The following is a 19,580-nucleotide window of genomic DNA, read 5'->3' on the forward strand; positions in this document are numbered from 1 at the left end:
TATGGTATTTTTTTACACATAAGCACAAATAAGAGGTACTTATGACTATTAAAATCGCCGATCTATGGATAAAATTTGCTCTGAGTGCAGGGTTGATCTTCTTTGGACAGTCTACAGTAATGGCTCAGTCAAATTCAGCACAGGTTTTACCAATTTCAGCTACGGCTGAGATAGCCGGTCAAACCTTTGATCTAGAAGTTGCTCTAACTCCCGAACAACAGGCTATGGGATTGATGAATCGAACCTTTTTGCCTGACAATCGGGGATTGCTGTTTCCCTTTAATCCACCTCAACCTGCAAGTTTTTGGATGAGAGATACACCAATCCCCTTGGATATAATTTTTCTGCTGAATGGGACGGTGTTGGACATTGCACGGAACCTTCAACCCTGCCTCACAGAGCTTTGTCCCAGTTACTTACCAGCATTTGAAATTAACGAGAACACCACTGATATAGGGATTGACGACATTTTTATTTTTCAGTCAGAACCACAGGGTATCTCAGATACGATTAAACTACCACAAAACATTTTCTTAGCACCCGTCGATCAAGTGATTGAGGTGCGAGGTGGACGTACAAGTGAACTGGGACTGCAAAAGGGTGAGTCTGTGGCAGTACGTCCAGTGTCTGAATCTTCTTCATCTATACAAAATAGACCAACAAACGAAATAACGGAAGTGCCTGAATCTCCTTTCTCTGTTTGCACACTAGCGTTGGGTGCTTTGGGTGTGGGTTGGCTATTTAAACGCAAACAAAATCGACTTTCTAAAGTTAAGAGCTGTATTTGAATCCGAAAATAACTAACGGTAGAATTAACACGCACATTCAGTGTTAAAACTAACCTATCCTGTATAACTCTTACTGTAAGGTTTCTACGTTGGATTGCGATCGCCTACCAATATTAATCGGTTACTAGTGCTAAAGCGAATATTCCCTCAACCCCCCTTAAAAAGGGAGTTTGATGCCCCCCTTCAAAAGGGGGGTTGGGGGGATCAAATATTAACCGAGAAGTATTGGATCGTCCACTACCCTTGATCTTAATTTCGTCTCATCCATAAAAAAATACTGAAACATTAGAGTAATGTCTCAGTATTTTTTAGATTATTGTGATTTGGAATTGGAAATATTCTTGTGCTATGACTGCACTACTTCCAATTTAAACTATACCCTAACAGGTATATTAATTAGTACGGGAGCTGCGGGAGCTGCGGGAGCTGCGGCGCCACTAGAGGTGAAGAGTGCTCTGTTGAAGGCTTGGTTAACTACGTTGGTAGTTACGCCACCATTAAATACTGCACCTGCACCGATTACAAATAGGTATGTATTGAGGTCAAAGTTAACTGTTGATTGACCACCACTGACTAGAGCAGATTCTTCTGCTGTAACTTCTGTGTACAAAGAGATTTCTGTGTTAGCTTCCATGATTAATTCCTTGGTAGTTGCAATTAATTTGCTTTGTTGTAAGTATGTTAGCTGTTAGAGCTTATACTGTGATTTCTGCCATGAACATACTTGTTATCCCTGGCATTACTTCACACTAAATATAATGAGCCAAAAACTGGATCATTATACTTAATGTCTTATGACTGACTTGCTTTAGGTTTCGTCAGAAGTCTTCAGAACTGTTCCTAAGCTTTGATTAGAAGCTCTGAGTAAACAGCGCTCTGTTGAAGGCAATGTTAACTACGTTGGTAGTTACGCCACCATTAAATACTGCACCTGCACCGATAACGAACAGGTAAGAGTTAAGGTCAAAGTTAACTACAGTTTGACCACCGCTGATGATTTCAGCCTCTTCAACGGTAATTTCACTGTACAAAGAAATTTCTTGGTTAGCTTCCATGGTTCAATCAACCTGAGTTTACTATCACTTTTTTCGATTGATATGTTCATTTTCTACATCTTTCTCTTATCTATAACAGATGCAAAAATGAACATACCCAAGAGCACAAACACTAAATAGGTTGTCCTAGTCTCTAGAACTTCTCTATCGCTCTATTATTTCTCAGTCATTTCTGGCTGTTCAGAAAAACCTAGAATCTTTTCTAAGCTTTGATTAGAGGCTCTGAGTAAACAATGCTCTGCCGAAGGCAATGTTGATGTTGTTGGTAGTTACGCCACCATTAAATACTGCACCTGCACCGATGACGAACAGGTAGGTGTTTAAGTCAAAGTTAACTCTGGTGCCTTGACCACCACTAACGAGTTCAGATTCTTCGGTAGTTACTTCAACGAATAGTGCTTCGTCTTTTTGGTATTGCATGGTTAGTTGCTCCTGTGTGGTAATTGAACCGTTTTAATTGACTCTGAGTTGATAGCTAATAGCTTTCCTGAAAGCAACTCAACTCTCGGCTTATTAAATACAATAACACCGTTTATTATGGCTGCTTTTTTTTTTGAAAACAAAAAATAAAAACTTTGCAAACATCTGTTTTTTGTGAAGATATAAATCAAAAAACCAATTTCACTCTATAATTTTTCTTACACCATATTTAATTTTTATATAAAAAATTTTTTTTGCAAAACTATAATTTTCTTCATAAAAAAATTATGCATATTTTTGCTTGAATTGAGTATGTGTAATGTTCGTATCTTAGTTGTAAATTCACCAATGATTAGAAGCCCGGTTGCCCAAGAACTTGGGCTTCGCGTGTTCATCTTCCTAAAAAAAATACTGGAACATTTAATAATGTTCCAGTATTTTTTACTTTAAAAAATCTCCACCAAACACAGTAGCTGCTTCTGCTGCTATGACTTCGGTTAACATGAGGTATTTATCCAGGTTAAACTAGTTGAATATAGGCGGAATTGAGACTTTTATTCACTACTTCAGGACGACAGTCTTAGTTCATTTATTATTCCGTCAACGTCAATACCTCTGTCACGTAGGGAATATCCAAGATCTATGAGATTAGCCTCTACTGAAAGAACCTCACCTCTAGTGCCAACGGGCGTAAAAAGACTTATACCAATACTTGGTAGACTAAGGAATAATTGACCGCCACAAACGGTAGCAGATTCCTCTACTGTTACCTCTGTAAATAGTGAATTGTTTTCTGTTGTTGTCATTGCTTTTCACCTACGATGTAGTTGGTCGCTAAATTCTTCTTTGACTCACCATATTAAACACTGTTACAAGTCGTAGTGTAACAGTATTTATTAAAGTAGAAATGTCAGCTTAACTCCATGAGATGTTCTAGAAATTGAGAGAAAAAATCAGAGACACCTGTTTGGGTATTTTTACACCACTAGCAGGATCGTTAACTATAGCTGCGCTAGTGGTCAGTATGAAAGTTACAGTTAAATTTGCTGTTCTTTAACTAAGGTTCCGGTATTTTTTTTAGAACCACGACTATACTAGCAGATGATTTAGTTATGATTCATAGAAAAAAGATTTTTTCTTGATTTTTAAGATGTGCCTATTTTGGATGCGCCCTACTGACATAAGTCTTTGTCGAGATTTTTCTGACTAGTACAGAAGTCTTAGCAGTTTTTCCCGTTCTGAATTCTATTATCATTTTTATCCTGTAAAATAAAATAACTTTGGTCAAAATATAGTAAAAATTATTTTTTACGCCAAGATAAATTTAAATTATTTATCTTTAATCAAAAAATCATAGGTGGCAAGGTTAGCAAGTTCATATCACTAGGGAATAAATAGATAAATTTCATCTCTACAACTGTAATGATTTCAATTCCTGCAAAAATTGTATTTACTATAACAAGTAGATATATATCTAATTTACACTTTTGGGGAAGTCATCAGTTAAAAGAAGGAAATCGCTTGATATTTAAACTTTAACTATTTATTAGTCTTTTTTTAACTTACTGAGGTTAATACATGCCAACTTTGATATATGAAAGTAAAAATACTTTTTACTATGCTGTTTTATTTTCTTAAATCAATTACTTTTGATGCAAAAAATTACCAGTAGCAGGTAAGCAAGCTAAAACACCTGTCCAGTAAAATAAAACAGACGCGAAACTTCGCGTCTGTTTTTAAACCATGACCTAAAATAGTTATCTAGTGAAATAGCGGGTGGCTTCTGGAGTAGGTTACGCCTTATTGGTGAAGATTGCTGTTTGGAAAGCCGAGTCAACCAAAGCGTCAGTTACTTTTGCTCCAACAGGTATAACCCTGGGTGGGAAATTTTGGACAACAAAAGCAGCTTGTGGTGCAGCACTTTTAATAGTGGACACGTAAGCTTTTAAATCAAAATTAACCTGAGTCAACTTACTACGGCTAACGGGAGTAGATTTTTTGCGTGTCATTGTGGTTAAAAGATAGTTATTTCCAATATCTTGGATGGTAGCGCATCCCTGAGTCGATTTACACAAATCCGCTAAGCACTGATATTTTTTATAGGTGCATGAGAAGTCTGACTGACAACGGGCTACGTCCATACCAAGCTTGCATCTAGTTATTCAACTAGATGCAGGCGCGATTGAGACTAATTATTAGTCAGTCTACCGCCAGAGTCGGAAATCAAAAGGGACTACATTGTCAGGACTCTGATTAGCAAAGGAACTGCCTTGTAAATTAGCTATAGAGGTCGGACTAATATCGAGAGTAAAGTTGGAAGTAAAGTCACTGCCTGTAAAACTACCGTTGAGATTTGAAACCAGCTTTAGACTTCCGTCTTCACCAAAAATTAGTTGATTGTTTTGGGTATTAATTCCAGTGAATTGACCACCACTAACGGTGGCACTTTCTTCGTCAGAAACTGCTGTCAAAAGGGAGTTGTTCTTCTCTAACATGTTGGTATCCAGAGAGTTGTGGTTAATATGTTTGCTAATGGCAGTGCTTTCCTGGGTAGATTTACTCCTGATTACCTTATTGTTGGTCTTTAGTGATATATACTGTTTTGCACTTAAAAAGCAAAACAACAATACATAAATGCTCTGTTGCTATTTTATACTATGTAGCGTTTAGATGCAACACACTTAGGTGATGAAAATGTGGCAACATCAACTATCACCTTCTATTTTCTTAAGACCTTTTTTTAGACTTTTTGTTTTTGTCAAACACAAATGCATTTTCCCACGCAAACTGAGTTTCTTCGTAAGTAAGTCCTGGATTCCCAAATACAACACCAGCTCCCAAAATGAACAGGTAAGTATTGAGGTCAAAACTGACTCGAGTTCCTCCTCCGCTAACGTTAGCGCATTCTTCTGTTGTTATGTCCGTAAAGAGTTGGCTTTTTTCTTCCATTGCCGTAAATGATCAATTGTTGTCGTAATTAGCATAACAGACACCCTAAATATTTTTGGATAAAAAGTCTAAGGCTTTATCATATATTTGCATTTTATCCAAAAACAAAAAAAATCTATTTATATTTTCTTTAAAAATAAAAAAATACCGGAACAATATATCCTGTGTTCCAGTATTTTTTCTTACGCAATTCAAGGTTACTATTTATACGGAAATTTCAAGTTCCTTAAGCCTATGGGCTGAGCAAACCTGTATTAGAAATCTCCACCAAAAGAGTTATGCGTTACCCAAAAACCCTTGTAGAGACGCGATCGGACGAAGTCTCTACTGCTATGTATATTGGTTCCACATCTGCTCGTAAGCTTTCTCCATCTCACAAGTAAATTGCCTTGCATTCCACAGTGGTGCTGTATGCCTTGACTGTCGCAGTTTCCACGCCACTTGCTGTCTTAAAGTAGCGTCCTTACCCAGACGCACACCCCATTCCACGTACTCTTCATCTGTCCAAGCAATGCCTTCTGTTATACCAGCATTTATCATCATGGTGTAGCTATTACGAGCTGCAAATTGCTGCCCAACTCTAGTAACTAGCGGAATACCCATCCATAGTGTTTCTAGAGTTGTCGTTGCCCCATTGTAGGGAAATGTATCTAATACAACATCTGCAATAGTGAAATTTGCTCGGTGGGCAGATTCAGTGGGATCTAACGGCAAAAATCTTAGGCGCGAGCCACTCACTCCCTCTTCTTGGGCTAACTGCATAAAGAATTTCTTCACACCTTCTGCTTCTGCGAACCCCTTAATCAAGAAATAGCTGTTAGGAACCTGCTTGATGATCTTCATTTGCAGTCGTGCTGTTTCGGGGTGACGTTTAAATCCTCTTTGCGCACTAAGGTAGACTACAGCATCATTGGGAATACCCAGATGATCGCGCCTTTGAGTTGGCACACCTACTTCAAAACCATCCACTGCAATATAGGTTTGGGGCAATCTCCAGATTTTTTCTGCATAGTATTCCTGAGCAGATTCTGGCAAAACATAAGGATCGGCAATAAAGTAATCAACGCCTGGTATTCCGGAAGCATCCCAACCCAACCATGTTACTTGAACAGGTGCGGGTTTTAGTGACATAATTTCACAAGCAACATCTACGGTAATGCTATCAAGGTCGATCAAAATATCAATTTCATCCTGGTAAATTTGTTGAGCAATGACTTTACCATCAATTCCACCTTTATAAGCTTTCGTTACTTGCTGAGTGTACCAGTGTTGTAGCGGATCTCCCTGTTTAGAATTTATGAAGTACGCATAAATTTGAAAACGCGAGCGATCGTGATACTGAAACAGCCATCGTGCTAGCCAGCCCACTGAATGTATACATAGACAATGAGATACGTATCCGATTTTAAGTAGCCCAGTGCGATGCCGCAATGCGGCCTGCCCCGAAGGGGCATCGCCTGATGTCCGTTGCTGATATTGCTTGACTTGTTCACTAGCATAATTTTGCACTGCACGCTGAGCAAATTGAGCTAGTTGATTCTGAATTTGTCGATTTTTCTGCGCATCATCTCGCAAGTAAGGTGCAAAATAGTTGGCATTAAACAAACCCAGAACACTATCTGGTTCAATATTTGTAGGTTGTTCTTTAAACAAAGACTGTAGTAAATCTTCCAGTTGCTGCAAAGCCGCACGAGCTTCCTGCCAAGAGTCAGGAGCCTCCATCAATCCTCGTTGCAGCAGATGTACTGCATATAACTGATCTATTAATTTATCTGATAAGGAATAGCACAACTTAGCTGTCTCTATTCCTTGAGAGTAATCACCAGCATTGATATAAAAACCAGCTAAATAGCGCAAAACTTCTAAATTTTTAGGTTCCAGACGTAAACCTAGCGTAAGCAACCGTGCTGCGGTTTTTGGCTGCCGGATTGAGTGGGCAATTTTAATCGTTGCTGGAATCAATACGTTAAAGAAAGAATGAGGCTCGCGAATATATGGCAAACTTGCTTCTACACACTTTAGCACTCCGGGATGCAAAGGAGCAGCTTGGAGAATATTATTCAACCCCTGCAACAATTTAATTTGTTCTAGCTCACCCTCAGCCATACCCAACTTCCAAGTACTCTGAGCTTCTGCCTCTTGCCCCTGCAATAGCAACATTAATCCTAAGTTCCAGAAGTGAGATTTCACTTCTGGCTCTGCTTCTATAGCTTGCCTATAGCAGTTAGCCGCCTGAGAGTAGTCGCCTTTAGTCAAGTATTGCTGAGCTTGCTGCTCTTTCGGGGTGAGTTCAGTGTGAGCTTGCATAGAAGTCATAGCCAATTTTCAATTTTAGTAGTCTTGCATCAAATCTTACACCATACCCTTAGCTGTAGAGACGTTACATGTAACGTCTCTACAATCTATGGACAGTTTCTTCAGCAAAGCACTGGAATATCTTAAGATATTCCAGTGCTTTGTACAGTCACAGCATAGCTGGGTAGCCCAGGTTAACGATTCTCCCTGATCATAACTCTTGCCTGTCCGGTTGCTTTATCAACGTAGACTGATATCAGAAACGGAAGGGGAGTAGTTGCATACAGCTTTATTTCATTGAATTCAGGAATATCTTTACCTGGAACATTACTACCGCTGCCTGGTTGTATACCATCAACGCCACCAGAAACGGTAGCGCATTCTTCTTCAGAAACCGCTGCAAAAAGCGATTTTTCTAGTGAGTTGTTCTCATGTATTGCCATTGTTTTTTGTCCTATGTTTAGCTTGGTTGAGTAGTTAAAAACCTGGAGACTTATAAAAGGTTCCAGTATTTGCTACATCCTGATTTCAGAAGTAATCAACTTGTTAGTTTAAACCAAGGCTTCTTTTGAGACTTGCGTTACCTGGTAAATTCAAGATACGTATCACTAATTCCACGACTTTTGGCTCAAAAGTCACCTGGGCGGTGTTGTCAGTAATGTTGTAACTAATAGAGTTACCTGAGTTATTACTAACATTAATCGAAATCTCAGATCCACCACAAACGGTAGCAGATTCTTCTACCGTCAATGATGTAAAAAGTGAGTTTTTTTCAGTTGTTGCCATGGTTTTGTACCCTAATTATGTTTCAGTGATTATTCCAAATACTGGATAATTAATAAAATTATCCAGTATTTAATAATACAACCTTACCTCGGCATTATCCGGATTTTTCGGGTATTCATTAGAGAGATTAACTGATTATTAGAAGATAAAATTGATGAGTTATTTACTTCACATTTCTAACTCCTAATGCTTCACTTCTCACTCAGGAAGAAGTGAGTTGTTCTCAGTTTTTATCATTCTTGTTTACCTAAAGCTCTTTAACGTCAATAAGACCACCGGAAACAAGTTTAAATCCACGTAAAAGTCCAGAAGGAGCAGGGGAAGGAGTAGGAGTACTACCGGAACTGTTACTAACGGGATTACCATTACTAACAACATTAACAGTAGCATTCATTTTAGCTCCGTAATCTGCTAATTGTCTAGCAAGCTCAAGTACAGCATCAGTAGGCTGGCTACCACCGCTAACGGTAGCAGATTGTTCTACTGTCAGTTTAGTAAACAGTCTAGATTTCTCGATTTTATGCATGGTAAGTAATTCCTAATTAAGCGTCAGTACGATTTACGAAATAGGTAAGTATTAAGATTGGAGTTAGCAACTTACCTTGTCTGGAGAGTTAATAAAAGTCTCCACTATTCACTACATTCTTAGTTCGGTATTACACCCTGGAATTTTTGGGTATTTATTCAAGAGATTAACTGATTGTTAGAAGATGAAAGTGATGAGCTATTCGTCACTAATTTCTCACTCCTCATGCTTAACTCATCATCTCGCTGCCTCGAAAATTCTTCTGAGATCTGGGTTAGCATTTAGGTAAGCTTCGTATTGCGCCCTATTACTTAGATCTACATTAACAAAGGCTATGCCACCCGAAAGTATAGCTAAACTTCCAATGAGATTACCACCATAGGCGACACCACGACCAGTATCAACAGAAAGGTTACTACCACCAGAAACAGTAGCAGATTCCTTTTCAGTAATCACTGTAAAAAGTGAATTTTTAACTGTTGTCATTGTCATTCTCCTATACCTTAATCAGGCCACTAGAAACTACCGCAAATATCGGTAAAATTAAAGGGGGAGCAGGGGGAACAGGGGGAGCAGGAGTAGCAGGGGTAACAGGGGTAACAGGGGTAGTTGAGGATGTTGTAGTACCACTACTACTACCACTATTTGTCGCAACTATAGTGGTAGTTGTAGTACCTGCAACGGATGCTATTACTTGTGTAGTACCACCGCAAACAGTAGCAGATTCATCTACTGTAATTTCAGTGAACAGTTTAGATTTCTCGTTTGAATGCATGGTAAATAACTTCTCAGTCGCAATCAGTATGATTTGCTTCAATCTACTCATCGCCGTATTTTGATCAGAAATGCCATGATAAGTAGATTTAGCGGTTCAGACACATAAGATGAGATGTGCCTGTATGATTTTTTGCTAGCAAGCCAGTAGCTAATGCAGCAGTCTAAAGACTATGACACTACAAGGTAAACGTTATCTACCACCAATGTTCTGTGCTGCTATGCCAGTACCTAGTATCACGAACGGGGTAGCGGTGGGACTAGGTGAGGGAGTAGGATTTGGGCTAGAAGTAGTCCTTGTTTGGGCAGTCGAGGAGCTTGCAAGTGCCCTCTCGAAAGCCAAATCTCCAACAACAGTACCACCGCTGACAATAGCTGATTCTTCAATTGTCAGTTCGTTGAACAAAGAAATTTTTTCGTTAACTTTCATCGTTAGTCACTTTGCAGTTACAGTGATTTTTGTTTGGGATGCGAGCGTCGGCATTGTTGCGATGGATGCTACGCTCAACATACCCAACACCAACAGACTCATTAAATAAGATTTTTTCCAAACTGGATTCGCCTTACTTATTGAGTCCGCTGGTGTTTTTCTTGCTATTGAGCCAAAAACCTTTCTAGAGGAGAATTAGCTGCGAGTAAATAGCGCTCTGCCGAAAGCGATGTTAACTACGTTGGTGGTTACTCCACCGTTGAAGATTGCACCAGCACCGATGGTGAACAGGTAGCTGTTGAGGTCAAAGTTAACTGTAGCTTGACCACCGCTAACGATTTCAGATTCTTCAGTGGTGATTTCGGTGTACAAAGAGATTTTGTTGTTAGCTTCCATGATTATTTACTCCGTGTTGTGATTGGAATGATTGATTTTTTCTAGTCTGTTCCGTAGTCGCATTGTGACGATTGATGCGACTACGGAACAGACTCAGCCGCAATAGGAGGAGAATTAGCTGCGAGTAAACAGCGCTCTGCCGAAAGCGATGTTAACTACGTTGGTGGTTACTCCACCGTTGAAGATTGCACCAGCACCGATGGTGAACAGGTAGCTGTTGAGGTCAAAGTTAACTACGGCTTGACCACCACTAACTAGTGCAGATTCTTCAGTGGTGATTTCGGTGTACAAAGAGATTTTGTTGTTAGCTTCCATGGTTAGTAATTCCTAATTTGCAATTAACTTGATTGATTTTTGCAGGGGGGTTCATCAGTGGCGTTTTTGCAATATACGCCACAATGAACTTTCTTACCTTTATGGACAAATCAAATAAAGGCTTTGATTAGACGCTCTGAGTAAACAGTGCTCTACCGAAAGCGATGTTAACTACGTTGGTGGTTACTCCACCGTTGAAGATTGCACCAGCACCGATGGTGAACAGGTAGCTGTTGAGGTCAAAGTTAACTACGGTTTGACCACCGCTAACTAGTGCAGATTCTTCAGTGGTGATTTCGGTGTACAAAGAGATTTTGTTGTTAGCTTCCATGGTTAGTAATTCCTAATTTGCAATTAGCTTGATTGATTTTTGCAGGGGGGTTCATCAGTGGCGTTTTTGCAATATACGCCACAATGAACTTTCTTACCTTTATGGACAAATCAAATAAAGGCTTTGATTAGACGCTCTGAGTAAACAGTGCTCTACCGAAAGCGATGTTAACTACGTTGGTGGTTACTCCACCGTTGAAGATTGCACCAGCACCGATGGTGAACAGGTAGCTGTTGAGGTCAAAGTTAACTACGGTTTGACCACCGCTAACTAATGCAGATTCTTCAGTGGTGATTTCGGTGTACAAAGAGATTTTGTTGTTAGCTTCCATGGTTAGTCGTTCCTAGTTTGCAATTAGCTTGATTTATTTTTCGCTTTCGGTTGATTGCCTCTTGTTGGCTGTTCAACTCACCGCTTGATTAATACGATATCCTGCTACCGATAGATGTTGCATTAACGATTTATGTAATTTTAATTACCAAGTTTAGACAATCTAATTTCACTATTACGAAGCGTCTCACTTCCGAAAAATACATACATAAATCTCGCTTCAATGAATGCATGTATAGCTATTTTTTTTAATAAAATTACTGTAAAGTATTTAGCTCCATAATAAAGTTTTTGCTAATACTTAGATTTCGCTTTAACTCCAGCACGAATAACCACTGAAAGTTCATGAAAATATTGTAAAGCATTAAGCTGAAAAATCAATTTGTTTTGAACTTTCTATTTAATACCGTTTCTCTAAAAACTGGCTACATAATACCAATTCGCTAAAATTTGACTACACATCAAATATTTGTAGGGGCACGGCAATGCCGTGCCCCTACGCTGTGACGCATTTAAAATGTATATTGACTCATTAGAGTCGTCATTTGTCATTAGTTATTTGTCACAAAGGACTTTGGACTTTGGACTGTCTTCACGAAAAAATGTTCAATTTAGATGCGCACCAGCTTACCAGCAATATTTGTAGCCTAATTCAAGAGAAATGGTGTAATTTGTTAACCTTTCTTACAAAGACACCGGGTTTCTTGGACAATACCTTCGCCAATTATGAAGTGGTGACGGGAGGCTTAGGGGCATGAATACGGCCTAACGAGACTATTCTATCAAAAATTTGATCTAATAAAACCTTGTGTAGCTTTTACGTTCGCATCTTAATAGTTTCCTGTACATATCGAGTACCACGGAAATAAGCTTTGAGGTCATGTAGTCCGGAGCCAGGATTGTGAACACGAAAATCTTCAAGGAGGCGATGGGAAAGATTCACCATAAAAAAACGTGCATATTGGCGGCATTAGTAACTCTCGTCCGCTCATGGCTAACATTGCTTGGGCTACTCGACTCATTTGACGCAAGCTTGTTTTACGAATATCGGCTTCTAAACTTAAAACAAGTGTTAGTACATCTAGCATGGGCGTTTTGTAGACTGGGAGTTGTCGTTGTGGTAAAAAACAACTCTACTACAGAACGCCCTGTTTATTTTTGGCGAAGGTATTATTGGAGAAACCGGGTTTCTGGAGGCTGGGAAATTTACACAATTACAATAGTCTCAAATCCAAAATCAACTTGATCCCACATTGCCCAAAAGCCGATCGCGAATCGCCATTAATTGCTCTTGAGTGTTAACTGGCGATCGCGGCGCTGGAAGTTCTGTATTCGGCCAGCCAACTAAATTATTACACGGGCATAATTCTGGCGGCATCCCTACACTGCGTATAGGTACAGGCATACTACAACGAGCGCAGGGTAACATATCCCAGTCTGGTGTAAGTAGTTCAGCAATAGTTTCTCTTGTGCCTTCTAGGTGACACTCACCTGATTCTTTGGAAATGATTTTTTGCCAGCACTCTTCAAACTCTTCACTGTAGCGATCGCCTTCGATCACCTTTCGCGGCAGCAGGGTTGCTGCACCATTGTTAATCACAACCTTCTTACCTAGTTGAAACCAGTAAGCTAGGTATCTTTTTACGTCTTGTTTAGATGCCATGCTTTAATTTTAGATTTTAAATTTTGAATTTTAGATTAAAAATTTATAAATAATTAAGGGAGCCGTAGAGACGCTCCGCCGGAGCGTCTGTAAATGAGTCAGAATATCTTGAACGATCGCGACATCACGGTAAGGGTAGCCCGTAGAGACTAAGATTGAGAACATGACCCCCAGTCACCAAGTAGACAGTACCAGAGATCTCGCCTAACTGACGAATCAAAGAACCCAGGCGATCGCGAAAGCTGATACCGATAGAATAAGCAGGTACTACACCCCAGCCTGTTTCTTCAGCAACAAAAATTACATCAGCAGTAATTAACTTCACTGTATCTAAAAACTCTTGCACAGTAATTTGCCAAGCTTGCTCGTCTTGTTCCAAAAGATTAGCTACCCAAGTTCCCAAAGAATCAACCAAAATACAAGTGTTTGAATTTGCAGAGGCAAGAGTAGCAGACAATGCACATGGCACTTCTAATGTTACCCAGTCAGGGGGACGGCGCTGTTTGTGTTGTTGAATACGTAACTGCCACTGTTGATCGGTAGAGTCTTCCTTTGCTGTTGCTACATAAACAACTGCTTTGTGTGACTCCATCGCCAGATGTTCAGCCCATTCACTTTTACCACAACGTACAGGTCCTATCACCAGAATGACTTTACTCACAGTTGTTTCCTGATCAGCAAATGGCAAACTCGTACAATACTCTAGCTTATACCGTTTCACCCAATGTTTGCTACATAATATCCCCCCAACCCCCCCTTAATAAGGGGGGGTTGGGGGGGTGGGGATCTGATTTGTGGCAAAGATAAAGAGAATTGGTATTAAACTTATTGTTGCAGCAAAGCCGCCAAATCTTCATCTTGAGCCAAATCAGGTTGCAGGGCAATGCTAGCGCGAAAGTAACCTTGGGCTTTGTTTAAATCACCAGCATTTTTCCAAGCAACAGCCAACTGGTGATTCAATTGCGCATAGTAGAGTTTTTGCTCTGGAGAGAGCTTGCCCATTGCTTGCAGAGCATTGCCCAATTTCGCCTCGGCTTCTGTAAAATCTGGATTAAGTTCTAAGGCTTTTTGATAGCAGTTAATTGCTTCGTCAAATAGTCCAAGTTGTTCCAGAACATAGCCCAAGTTGGTGTAAATTGGTAGTGCGTCTGGTCGTAGTTCCAGAGCTTGACGGTATGCGGCAGCGGCTTGGGCATACTGCTTTTGAATTAAATGCAAATTACCTAAACTGAACCAAGTTTTAACATCAGGCTGGACTTGCGATGCAGCCAAAAGGCATTTTTCAGCTGTTTGGAGTTGCCCCAATTGCTGAGCCAGCATACCTAAATTGTATAAAGCTTCCGGGTGATCGGGTTGTTGTTCCAAAACTTGACGATAGAGCAGACTTGCTTGTTCTAAGCGATGGGCTTGATGATGTTGAAGTGCCAGTTGGAGGGTTTGTGCCACTTCAGTGCTAAATCGTCTGGGCTTATTTACCACCTTGAGGAGAAAATCCTCCAGAACTCTGACTGGTGTTAAGTCGTTATATAACTTATGTTTATTTTCCGCCACCAGCCTGGAGATATGTTGCCGATATTCAGCATCTTGCCCAAGACGAACTGCAATTTTGACGTAATCATCTTTCGTCGTCGCAATCATCTCTTCTATACCCATCATTTTTAGCATTGCCATTGTATGACGTCCTCGCATCATCTCTCCTGGCAAAGTCATAGCTGGAATATTGTAGGCTAGAGCTTCTAAAGTAGTGTTACCTCCCGACCAACCAATGGTATCAAGAAAAACATCGGCTGCTGCTGCTGTTCCAGCAAAAGCAGCGCCATCTAAGCGAGGCAAAAAGATGCAATAGTCTTGATAAGAGAGTCCATAGTAATTGAAAGCATGGTCTAATCGTTGGCGAAAGACATCAGTAATATATTTGCCTTGTGGTGCTTCAATAAAGACAAATTTACCTTTACCTAACTCCTGAGCGATTCGAGGAAAGACATCATCATGCTGCGGTAAGTATTTGTATAAAGATTGACAGCACCAGAACATGGTTTCATCATCAGCAATACCGATGTCCCCTTTACTCATTGCTTGAGGTTGAATGGATAAAGGGGTGTAATGGATGGATAAATTGGGCAATCTGACTAACTGCTCAGTGTAATGTTCTTGAGCATTTTCCGGTTCCATTAAATCACTAGTCAAGAAATAGTCAATTGTTGGTAGCCCACTGGTTTGGGGATGAATCCAAGATGCCATTTGAATCGGAGCCAGTCTTAAACAACCGAGCTGCACTGTTGTGGTGTCCATCCCAAATTCGGGAAAAATCAGAACGTGTAATTTGTCAAGTTGAATTAACTCACACCATTGTTCCAGTGGCAAAGGACCTTGAATAAATTTATCAAATGCTTTCGCTGCTTTTATAGTCTCTTGATCACGTATCGAGTTTGTGTGATATCCAAATAATTCAAACTCACTTTTGTCGAGATTCTCTAGCCAACCCTTAATTAACTTCCAACAGGAATGATTGCGAAAGAATCCACTCAAAAATCCCACCCGAACTTTCTGTTGAGGTTGTAAATTAGGCACAGAAATCTGTTGGCTCCAATTGGAATAGCGGCTCGACATCAGCCCAGCAATCATTTCCCCATATATTTGCTGTAAAGTGCGATCGTTTAAGCCTTGATAGGGTAAATAAAAAGGTTGCATTAAACCGACAGCCGCCCCTGCCTCTGCTCTGACTTCGGGAGTAGTCAATTTATAGTGTTCAGCTAAAGAGAGGAGATTTTGGAGATAATGATTTCGCCGTAACTGAATTTCGTCCACACTGGAATAAATAGTCGGCAGCTGAGCGATACAAAGACCAAATTTGGCAGCCGCAAAGTCAGGTTGGATATTTAAAGCCTGCTGATAGGACTTGATCGCTGCCTCTATATTACCCTGGTCGCACAGTGTTGTTGCCAAGTTATGGTGGTAAGCGGCATGGTTAGGGTTAAGTTGTATAGCTTGCTGGTAGAAGTTGATCGCTGCTTCTAACTTGTCCTGATCCTTGAGGATATTTCCCAAGTTGTTTAGTGCGGAAGCTGCTGCTGGGGTATTTGGCGCTTGGTTGACAATTTTTTGGTAGGCTTCAATTGCCGCGTTTAAATCACCCTGTTCGTAGAGTTTTTTTGCCAAATTCTCTAGAAATTCGACAGATTCTGAAGTATTTTCGGTCTTCATGGCTATGTCCAGGTAATATAGAGTTTATGGTTAGAGATCGCCCTTATAGCCCAGAATTTTTCTATTTTCCGCGAATATAAAAGTAATAGCTGAGTACAATTGCTCCCTGGTTAATTCCCATTTATTGGTAGTAGATTAAGACCGCATTGCTCAAGTAAGTACGAAACTATGTGCGTAAATATTCCGTGAACTTGTTGCCTAAATTGTAAATTTTTTACATTTACCACAACCTTTGGGTTTGATACGCATCTAATGCAGAATCTGCACTCAAAATAGGTATATGTTCAACAATAGACTGAGCAATTAACAGGCGATCAAAAGGATCGCGATGATGGTTAGGTAGATTTGCTAAAGCCCAAATATGGGCTAGCTCAATTGGTAAGAGTTGCAGATTATTTGTTTGTTGTTGGCTCTCTATCAAATTGGGGAGAGGCGAATTCAGCCTTAGCTTACCAAGTTGAAGTTTGATCTGTATTTCCCAAATGCTAGCAATGCTTAATACTAAAGTGTTGCTAGTATCGAGCAACAACTCTCTAGCTCTTTGAGAAAGCTTTTCTGGGGTTCCGGCTGACCAAATAAATACGTGAGTATCTAATAAGAGTTTCACTTACTGCTCACCCGTCCAAAATTCATCTGGTAAAGGGTCATTAAAGTCGTCGCTGATCCAAATGTCTCCCCTGTTCAGACCTAGTATGCGTTTTTGCGCTTGAGTAGCGTGGCTGTAGCTATACTTCTGTGTGAGAAAATCAACGAAATCAAGCACCTGTTGTTGCTGTTCAGGTGGTAGGGCTTGCAGTTTAGTAATGAATGCCTTACTCAGGTCTTGTGTCTGGAAAGTCATTTTTGCCTCTTGCAAATTGTTATTTCCAATTCTAAAGTAGTGCAGGAAATATGAATGGAAGTTAGCTTATGAATTAAAAATACCTAATCTTTATATAAATTTAACATATTTTTCAATTGATTTGCAGAAAATTTATAAAATTGACAAGTAATTTAACGGAAACTACTTATGTATAAAGTATATCTAAGCAGACCGACACAGAAAAACCGAACTATATGAATTTATGTAAAGGTTCGTAGTTGCGCTTGGGTGTCCTAGATATGAGCGCCCAAGCGCAACTAAAAATCTTTATTTACTTGTGCCGAGCTACCTATAGTAAGTTCTGTACAGCAAAATAGTATTTGATCTTGGTAGTAATGTTCTACGCCTTGCTACGTTAGAAGCCAAAACTACCTAAGCTGCAAGGTTAACATTTATACCTAAATAGATTACTTAGAATCAGCCATGAATACCGAAAATATTTCAGAATCTAATATTATATCTCTGTTCCAAACCGCCATACAAAAGCAGTATTCAGGTCAATTGAATGAGGCTGAAACAATATACAAACAGATATTAGAAACTCAGCCTGAAGATGGAGAAGGACAGATATCACTGGGAAACCTATTTCATCCGTTCATACTTAATTTTGGATATGTCCTCCATCAACAGGGAAAGTTAACCGAAGCAATCAAACTCTATCAGCAAAGCTTAATAATCGATCCTAACTTTGCCGAAGTTTATAACAGCTTGGGAAATGCTTTTCAAAGCCAAGGTCAATTAAGCGCAGCTATACAGTCCTACCGACAAGCCATCAACATTAAACCTGACTTTGCTTATGCTCATAACAACTTAGCGAATGCCCTAAAAGAACAGAACTTAGACGAAGAAGCTATATATTCATACCGACAAGCAATTAGCATTCAGCCAGACTTAGTTGATGCTCATTACAATTTAGGGACTGTACTCCATAAACAAGGTCAGTTAGAAGCATCTACAGCCGCCTATCAGCAAGTATTAAATATCAAACCTGACTTTGCTGCAGCCAGATTTGGCATTTGCATAAATCAATTGCCAATCATTTATTCCACTGTAGACGAAATTCAGTTAAGGCGAAATCAGTACCAACATCATTTGCAAGAGTTAGCTCATCACTATCAATTCGCACCAGATCAAGAGCAAGCGCAGGCAGCGAAGATGGTAGGATATTTACAACCTTTTTATTTACCATATCAAGGTTTAAATGACCGAGGTTTGCAACAAATTTATGGGGAAATGATTTGTCAACTCATGGCGAGAAGTTATCCAAAGTGGAGCAAGCCAATCGAACTGACAAATGTACAAGCTCAAGAAAAAGTTCGGGTGGGATTTGTAAGTGGATTTTTTCGTCAAGGTTCCTGTTGGAAGTTACTTAAAGGTTGGCTAGAAAACCTCGACAAAAGCGAGTTTGAATTATTTGGATATCATACAGGTTCACAACGGGATCAAGAGACAGTAATAGCAGCGAAAGCCCTTGATAAATTTATTCAAGGTCCATTGCCGCTGGAAAAATGGTGTGAGTTAATTCAACTTGACAAGTTACACATTCTGATTTTTCCGGAAATCGGGATGGACCCTACAACAGTACAGTTGGGTTGCTTAAGACTGGCTCCGATTAAAATGGCATGTTGGATGCACCCTCAAACTAGTGGTCTAGCGACAATTGACTATTTCTTGTCCAATAATTTGATGGAACCGGAAAATGCCCAAGACCACTATACTGAAAAGTTAATCAAATTGCCCAATTTAGGTATCCATTACACACCTGAAGAAATTAAACTACAAGCAATTAGTAAACAGGAAATTGGCATCGCCAATAATGAAATTATGTTCTGGTGTTGTCAATCCCTATACAAATATTTACCGCAACATGATGATGTATTTCCTCAAATTGCTCAGGCGCTAAGGAGGTGCAAGTTTGTATTCTTTAAACATTTTGCTAGTGAACACATAACAGAAGTTTTTCGCCAACGGTTACAGCTGGTTTTTGAGGACTTTGGTCTGAATTCTCAAGACTATTGCATCTTTTTGCCTCGCTTAAATTCGGTTACGTTTGCCTCAACAGCAGCGACTGCAGATGTTTTCCTCGATAGCATTGGTTGGTCTGGAGGTATCACTTCCTTAGAGACGATCGCTCATAATACACCAATGGTCACTTTACCGGGAGATATGATGCGGGGACGGCAGACAATGGGAATACTAAAAATGATGGAGATCGAAGAGACGATTGCGACGACGAAAGATGATTATGTGCAGATTGCGGTTCGTCTTGGGCAAGATGCTGAATATCGGCAACAGATCTCAAAGCAAATTGCCGAGAACAAGCATAAGTTATATGGTGATTTAAGACCAATCAGATTTCTAGAGGATTTTCTTTTAGGAGTAGTAAACAAACCAAGAAAAGGTGTCTGCTAAAAAAACTTTTGGTACTGATTACGCCAAGTTGTCCGGACAAAATT

General features: G+C 39.8%; 26 protein-coding genes. 4 read left to right on the plus strand and 22 right to left on the minus strand.

Annotated features, from left to right (window positions below; translation table 11 throughout):
* Positions 1-41: 41 nt before the first annotated feature.
* On the plus strand, positions 42-788 hold the full coding sequence (locus ICL16_RS05060) for a DUF192 domain-containing protein (RefSeq protein ID WP_190825790.1): 747 nt from the start codon (positions 42-44) through the stop codon (positions 786-788).
* Positions 789-1,161: 373 nt separating this feature from the next.
* Here ICL16_RS05060 and ICL16_RS05065 read toward each other — a convergent pair whose 3' ends face one another.
* The 12 genes from ICL16_RS05065 to ICL16_RS05120 all read right to left on the minus strand — a co-directional run bounded on the left by ICL16_RS05065 (position 1,162) and on the right by ICL16_RS05120 (position 9,305).
* Positions 1,162-1,422 carry a hypothetical protein gene (locus tag ICL16_RS05065; RefSeq protein ID WP_190825791.1) on the minus strand — a complete coding sequence of 87 codons (261 nt, stop codon included), beginning with the start codon at positions 1,420-1,422 and terminating at the stop codon, positions 1,162-1,164.
* Positions 1,423-1,639: 217 nt separating this feature from the next.
* The gene (locus tag ICL16_RS05070) at positions 1,640-1,843 is read right to left on the minus strand and encodes a hypothetical protein (protein WP_190825792.1); all 204 of its coding nucleotides are present in this window, start codon (positions 1,841-1,843) and stop codon (positions 1,640-1,642) included.
* Positions 1,844-2,056: 213 nt separating this feature from the next.
* Entirely contained in the window at positions 2,057-2,263 is a 207-nt protein-coding gene (locus ICL16_RS05075; RefSeq protein WP_190825793.1) for a hypothetical protein, read from the minus strand.
* Between the two features lie 566 nt (positions 2,264-2,829).
* A complete protein-coding gene (locus ICL16_RS05080; RefSeq protein WP_190825794.1) occupies positions 2,830-3,069 on the minus strand; it encodes a hypothetical protein in 240 nt (79 codons plus the stop codon).
* 987 nt (positions 3,070-4,056) lie between these two features.
* Positions 4,057-4,272: a hypothetical protein gene (locus ICL16_RS05085; protein WP_190825795.1), complete on the minus strand. Its 216-nt coding sequence runs from the start codon at positions 4,270-4,272 to the stop codon at positions 4,057-4,059.
* 195 nt (positions 4,273-4,467) lie between these two features.
* Entirely contained in the window at positions 4,468-4,758 is a 291-nt protein-coding gene (locus ICL16_RS05090) for a hypothetical protein (RefSeq protein WP_190825796.1), read from the minus strand.
* Positions 4,759-4,990: 232 nt separating this feature from the next.
* The gene (locus tag ICL16_RS05095; RefSeq protein WP_190825797.1) at positions 4,991-5,212 is read right to left on the minus strand and encodes a hypothetical protein; all 222 of its coding nucleotides are present in this window, start codon (positions 5,210-5,212) and stop codon (positions 4,991-4,993) included.
* Positions 5,213-5,542: 330 nt separating this feature from the next.
* A complete protein-coding gene (locus ICL16_RS05100) occupies positions 5,543-7,528 on the minus strand; it encodes an O-linked N-acetylglucosamine transferase, SPINDLY family protein (protein WP_190825798.1) in 1,986 nt (661 codons plus the stop codon).
* 173 nt (positions 7,529-7,701) lie between these two features.
* Positions 7,702-7,950, minus strand: a complete 249-nt coding sequence (locus tag ICL16_RS05105) for a hypothetical protein (RefSeq protein ID WP_190825799.1) — start codon at positions 7,948-7,950, stop codon at positions 7,702-7,704.
* A gap of 103 nt (positions 7,951-8,053) precedes the next feature.
* Positions 8,054-8,293 (minus strand): hypothetical protein, encoded by a 240-nt coding sequence (locus ICL16_RS05110; RefSeq protein WP_190825800.1) that lies wholly within the window; start codon positions 8,291-8,293, stop codon positions 8,054-8,056.
* Positions 8,294-8,540: 247 nt separating this feature from the next.
* Positions 8,541-8,819, minus strand: coding sequence for a hypothetical protein (locus ICL16_RS05115; RefSeq protein WP_190825801.1), 279 nt, complete (start codon positions 8,817-8,819; stop codon positions 8,541-8,543).
* A 237-nt stretch (positions 8,820-9,056) separates the two neighbouring features.
* Entirely contained in the window at positions 9,057-9,305 is a 249-nt protein-coding gene (locus tag ICL16_RS05120; protein WP_190825802.1) for a hypothetical protein, read from the minus strand.
* Between ICL16_RS05120 and ICL16_RS05125 the strand changes: the two genes are divergently transcribed.
* On the plus strand, positions 9,305-9,658 hold the full coding sequence (locus tag ICL16_RS05125) for a hypothetical protein (protein ID WP_190825803.1): 354 nt from the start codon (positions 9,305-9,307) through the stop codon (positions 9,656-9,658). The genes ICL16_RS05120 and ICL16_RS05125 overlap by 1 nt on opposite strands.
* Before the next feature lie 108 nt (positions 9,659-9,766).
* Positions 9,767-10,132, plus strand: a complete 366-nt coding sequence (locus ICL16_RS05130) for a hypothetical protein (protein WP_190825804.1) — start codon at positions 9,767-9,769, stop codon at positions 10,130-10,132.
* An 86-nt stretch (positions 10,133-10,218) separates the two neighbouring features.
* On the opposite strand, the gene ICL16_RS05135 is transcribed toward ICL16_RS05130, so the two are convergent.
* The 10 genes from ICL16_RS05135 to vapB all read right to left on the minus strand — a co-directional run bounded on the left by ICL16_RS05135 (position 10,219) and on the right by vapB (position 17,103).
* Positions 10,219-10,419 (minus strand): hypothetical protein, encoded by a 201-nt coding sequence (locus ICL16_RS05135; RefSeq protein ID WP_190825805.1) that lies wholly within the window; start codon positions 10,417-10,419, stop codon positions 10,219-10,221.
* A 114-nt stretch (positions 10,420-10,533) separates the two neighbouring features.
* Positions 10,534-10,734, minus strand: a complete 201-nt coding sequence (locus ICL16_RS05140; RefSeq protein ID WP_190825806.1) for a hypothetical protein — start codon at positions 10,732-10,734, stop codon at positions 10,534-10,536.
* Between the two features lie 127 nt (positions 10,735-10,861).
* Complete coding sequence (locus ICL16_RS05145; RefSeq protein ID WP_190825807.1) at positions 10,862-11,065, minus strand: hypothetical protein; 204 nt, start codon at positions 11,063-11,065, stop codon at positions 10,862-10,864.
* A gap of 127 nt (positions 11,066-11,192) precedes the next feature.
* Complete coding sequence (locus ICL16_RS05150; protein WP_190825807.1) at positions 11,193-11,396, minus strand: hypothetical protein; 204 nt, start codon at positions 11,394-11,396, stop codon at positions 11,193-11,195.
* A gap of 916 nt (positions 11,397-12,312) precedes the next feature.
* A complete protein-coding gene (locus ICL16_RS05155) occupies positions 12,313-12,483 on the minus strand; it encodes a hypothetical protein (protein ID WP_190825808.1) in 171 nt (56 codons plus the stop codon).
* Positions 12,484-12,632: 149 nt separating this feature from the next.
* The gene (locus ICL16_RS05160) at positions 12,633-13,058 is read right to left on the minus strand and encodes a hypothetical protein (RefSeq protein WP_190825809.1); all 426 of its coding nucleotides are present in this window, start codon (positions 13,056-13,058) and stop codon (positions 12,633-12,635) included.
* Positions 13,059-13,182: 124 nt separating this feature from the next.
* Entirely contained in the window at positions 13,183-13,719 is a 537-nt protein-coding gene (gene cobU, locus ICL16_RS05165; protein WP_190825810.1) for a bifunctional adenosylcobinamide kinase/adenosylcobinamide-phosphate guanylyltransferase, read from the minus strand.
* A 164-nt stretch (positions 13,720-13,883) separates the two neighbouring features.
* A complete protein-coding gene (locus ICL16_RS05170) occupies positions 13,884-16,262 on the minus strand; it encodes a tetratricopeptide repeat protein (RefSeq protein WP_190825811.1) in 2,379 nt (792 codons plus the stop codon).
* Between the two features lie 220 nt (positions 16,263-16,482).
* A complete protein-coding gene (locus ICL16_RS05175; RefSeq protein WP_190825812.1) occupies positions 16,483-16,869 on the minus strand; it encodes a PIN domain-containing protein in 387 nt (128 codons plus the stop codon).
* Complete coding sequence (vapB, locus tag ICL16_RS05180) at positions 16,870-17,103, minus strand: type II toxin-antitoxin system VapB family antitoxin (RefSeq protein WP_190825813.1); 234 nt, start codon at positions 17,101-17,103, stop codon at positions 16,870-16,872.
* A 444-nt stretch (positions 17,104-17,547) separates the two neighbouring features.
* Here vapB and ICL16_RS05185 point away from each other — a divergent pair, with 444 nt between their 5' ends.
* On the plus strand, positions 17,548-19,536 hold the full coding sequence (locus tag ICL16_RS05185) for an O-linked N-acetylglucosamine transferase, SPINDLY family protein (RefSeq protein ID WP_190825814.1): 1,989 nt from the start codon (positions 17,548-17,550) through the stop codon (positions 19,534-19,536).
* The last annotated feature ends 44 nt before the right edge of the window (positions 19,537-19,580 follow it).

It is taken from the genome of Iningainema tapete BLCC-T55, from assembly GCF_014698965.1.
In the GTDB taxonomy this organism is placed as follows: domain Bacteria; phylum Cyanobacteriota; class Cyanobacteriia; order Cyanobacteriales; family Nostocaceae; genus Iningainema; species Iningainema tapete.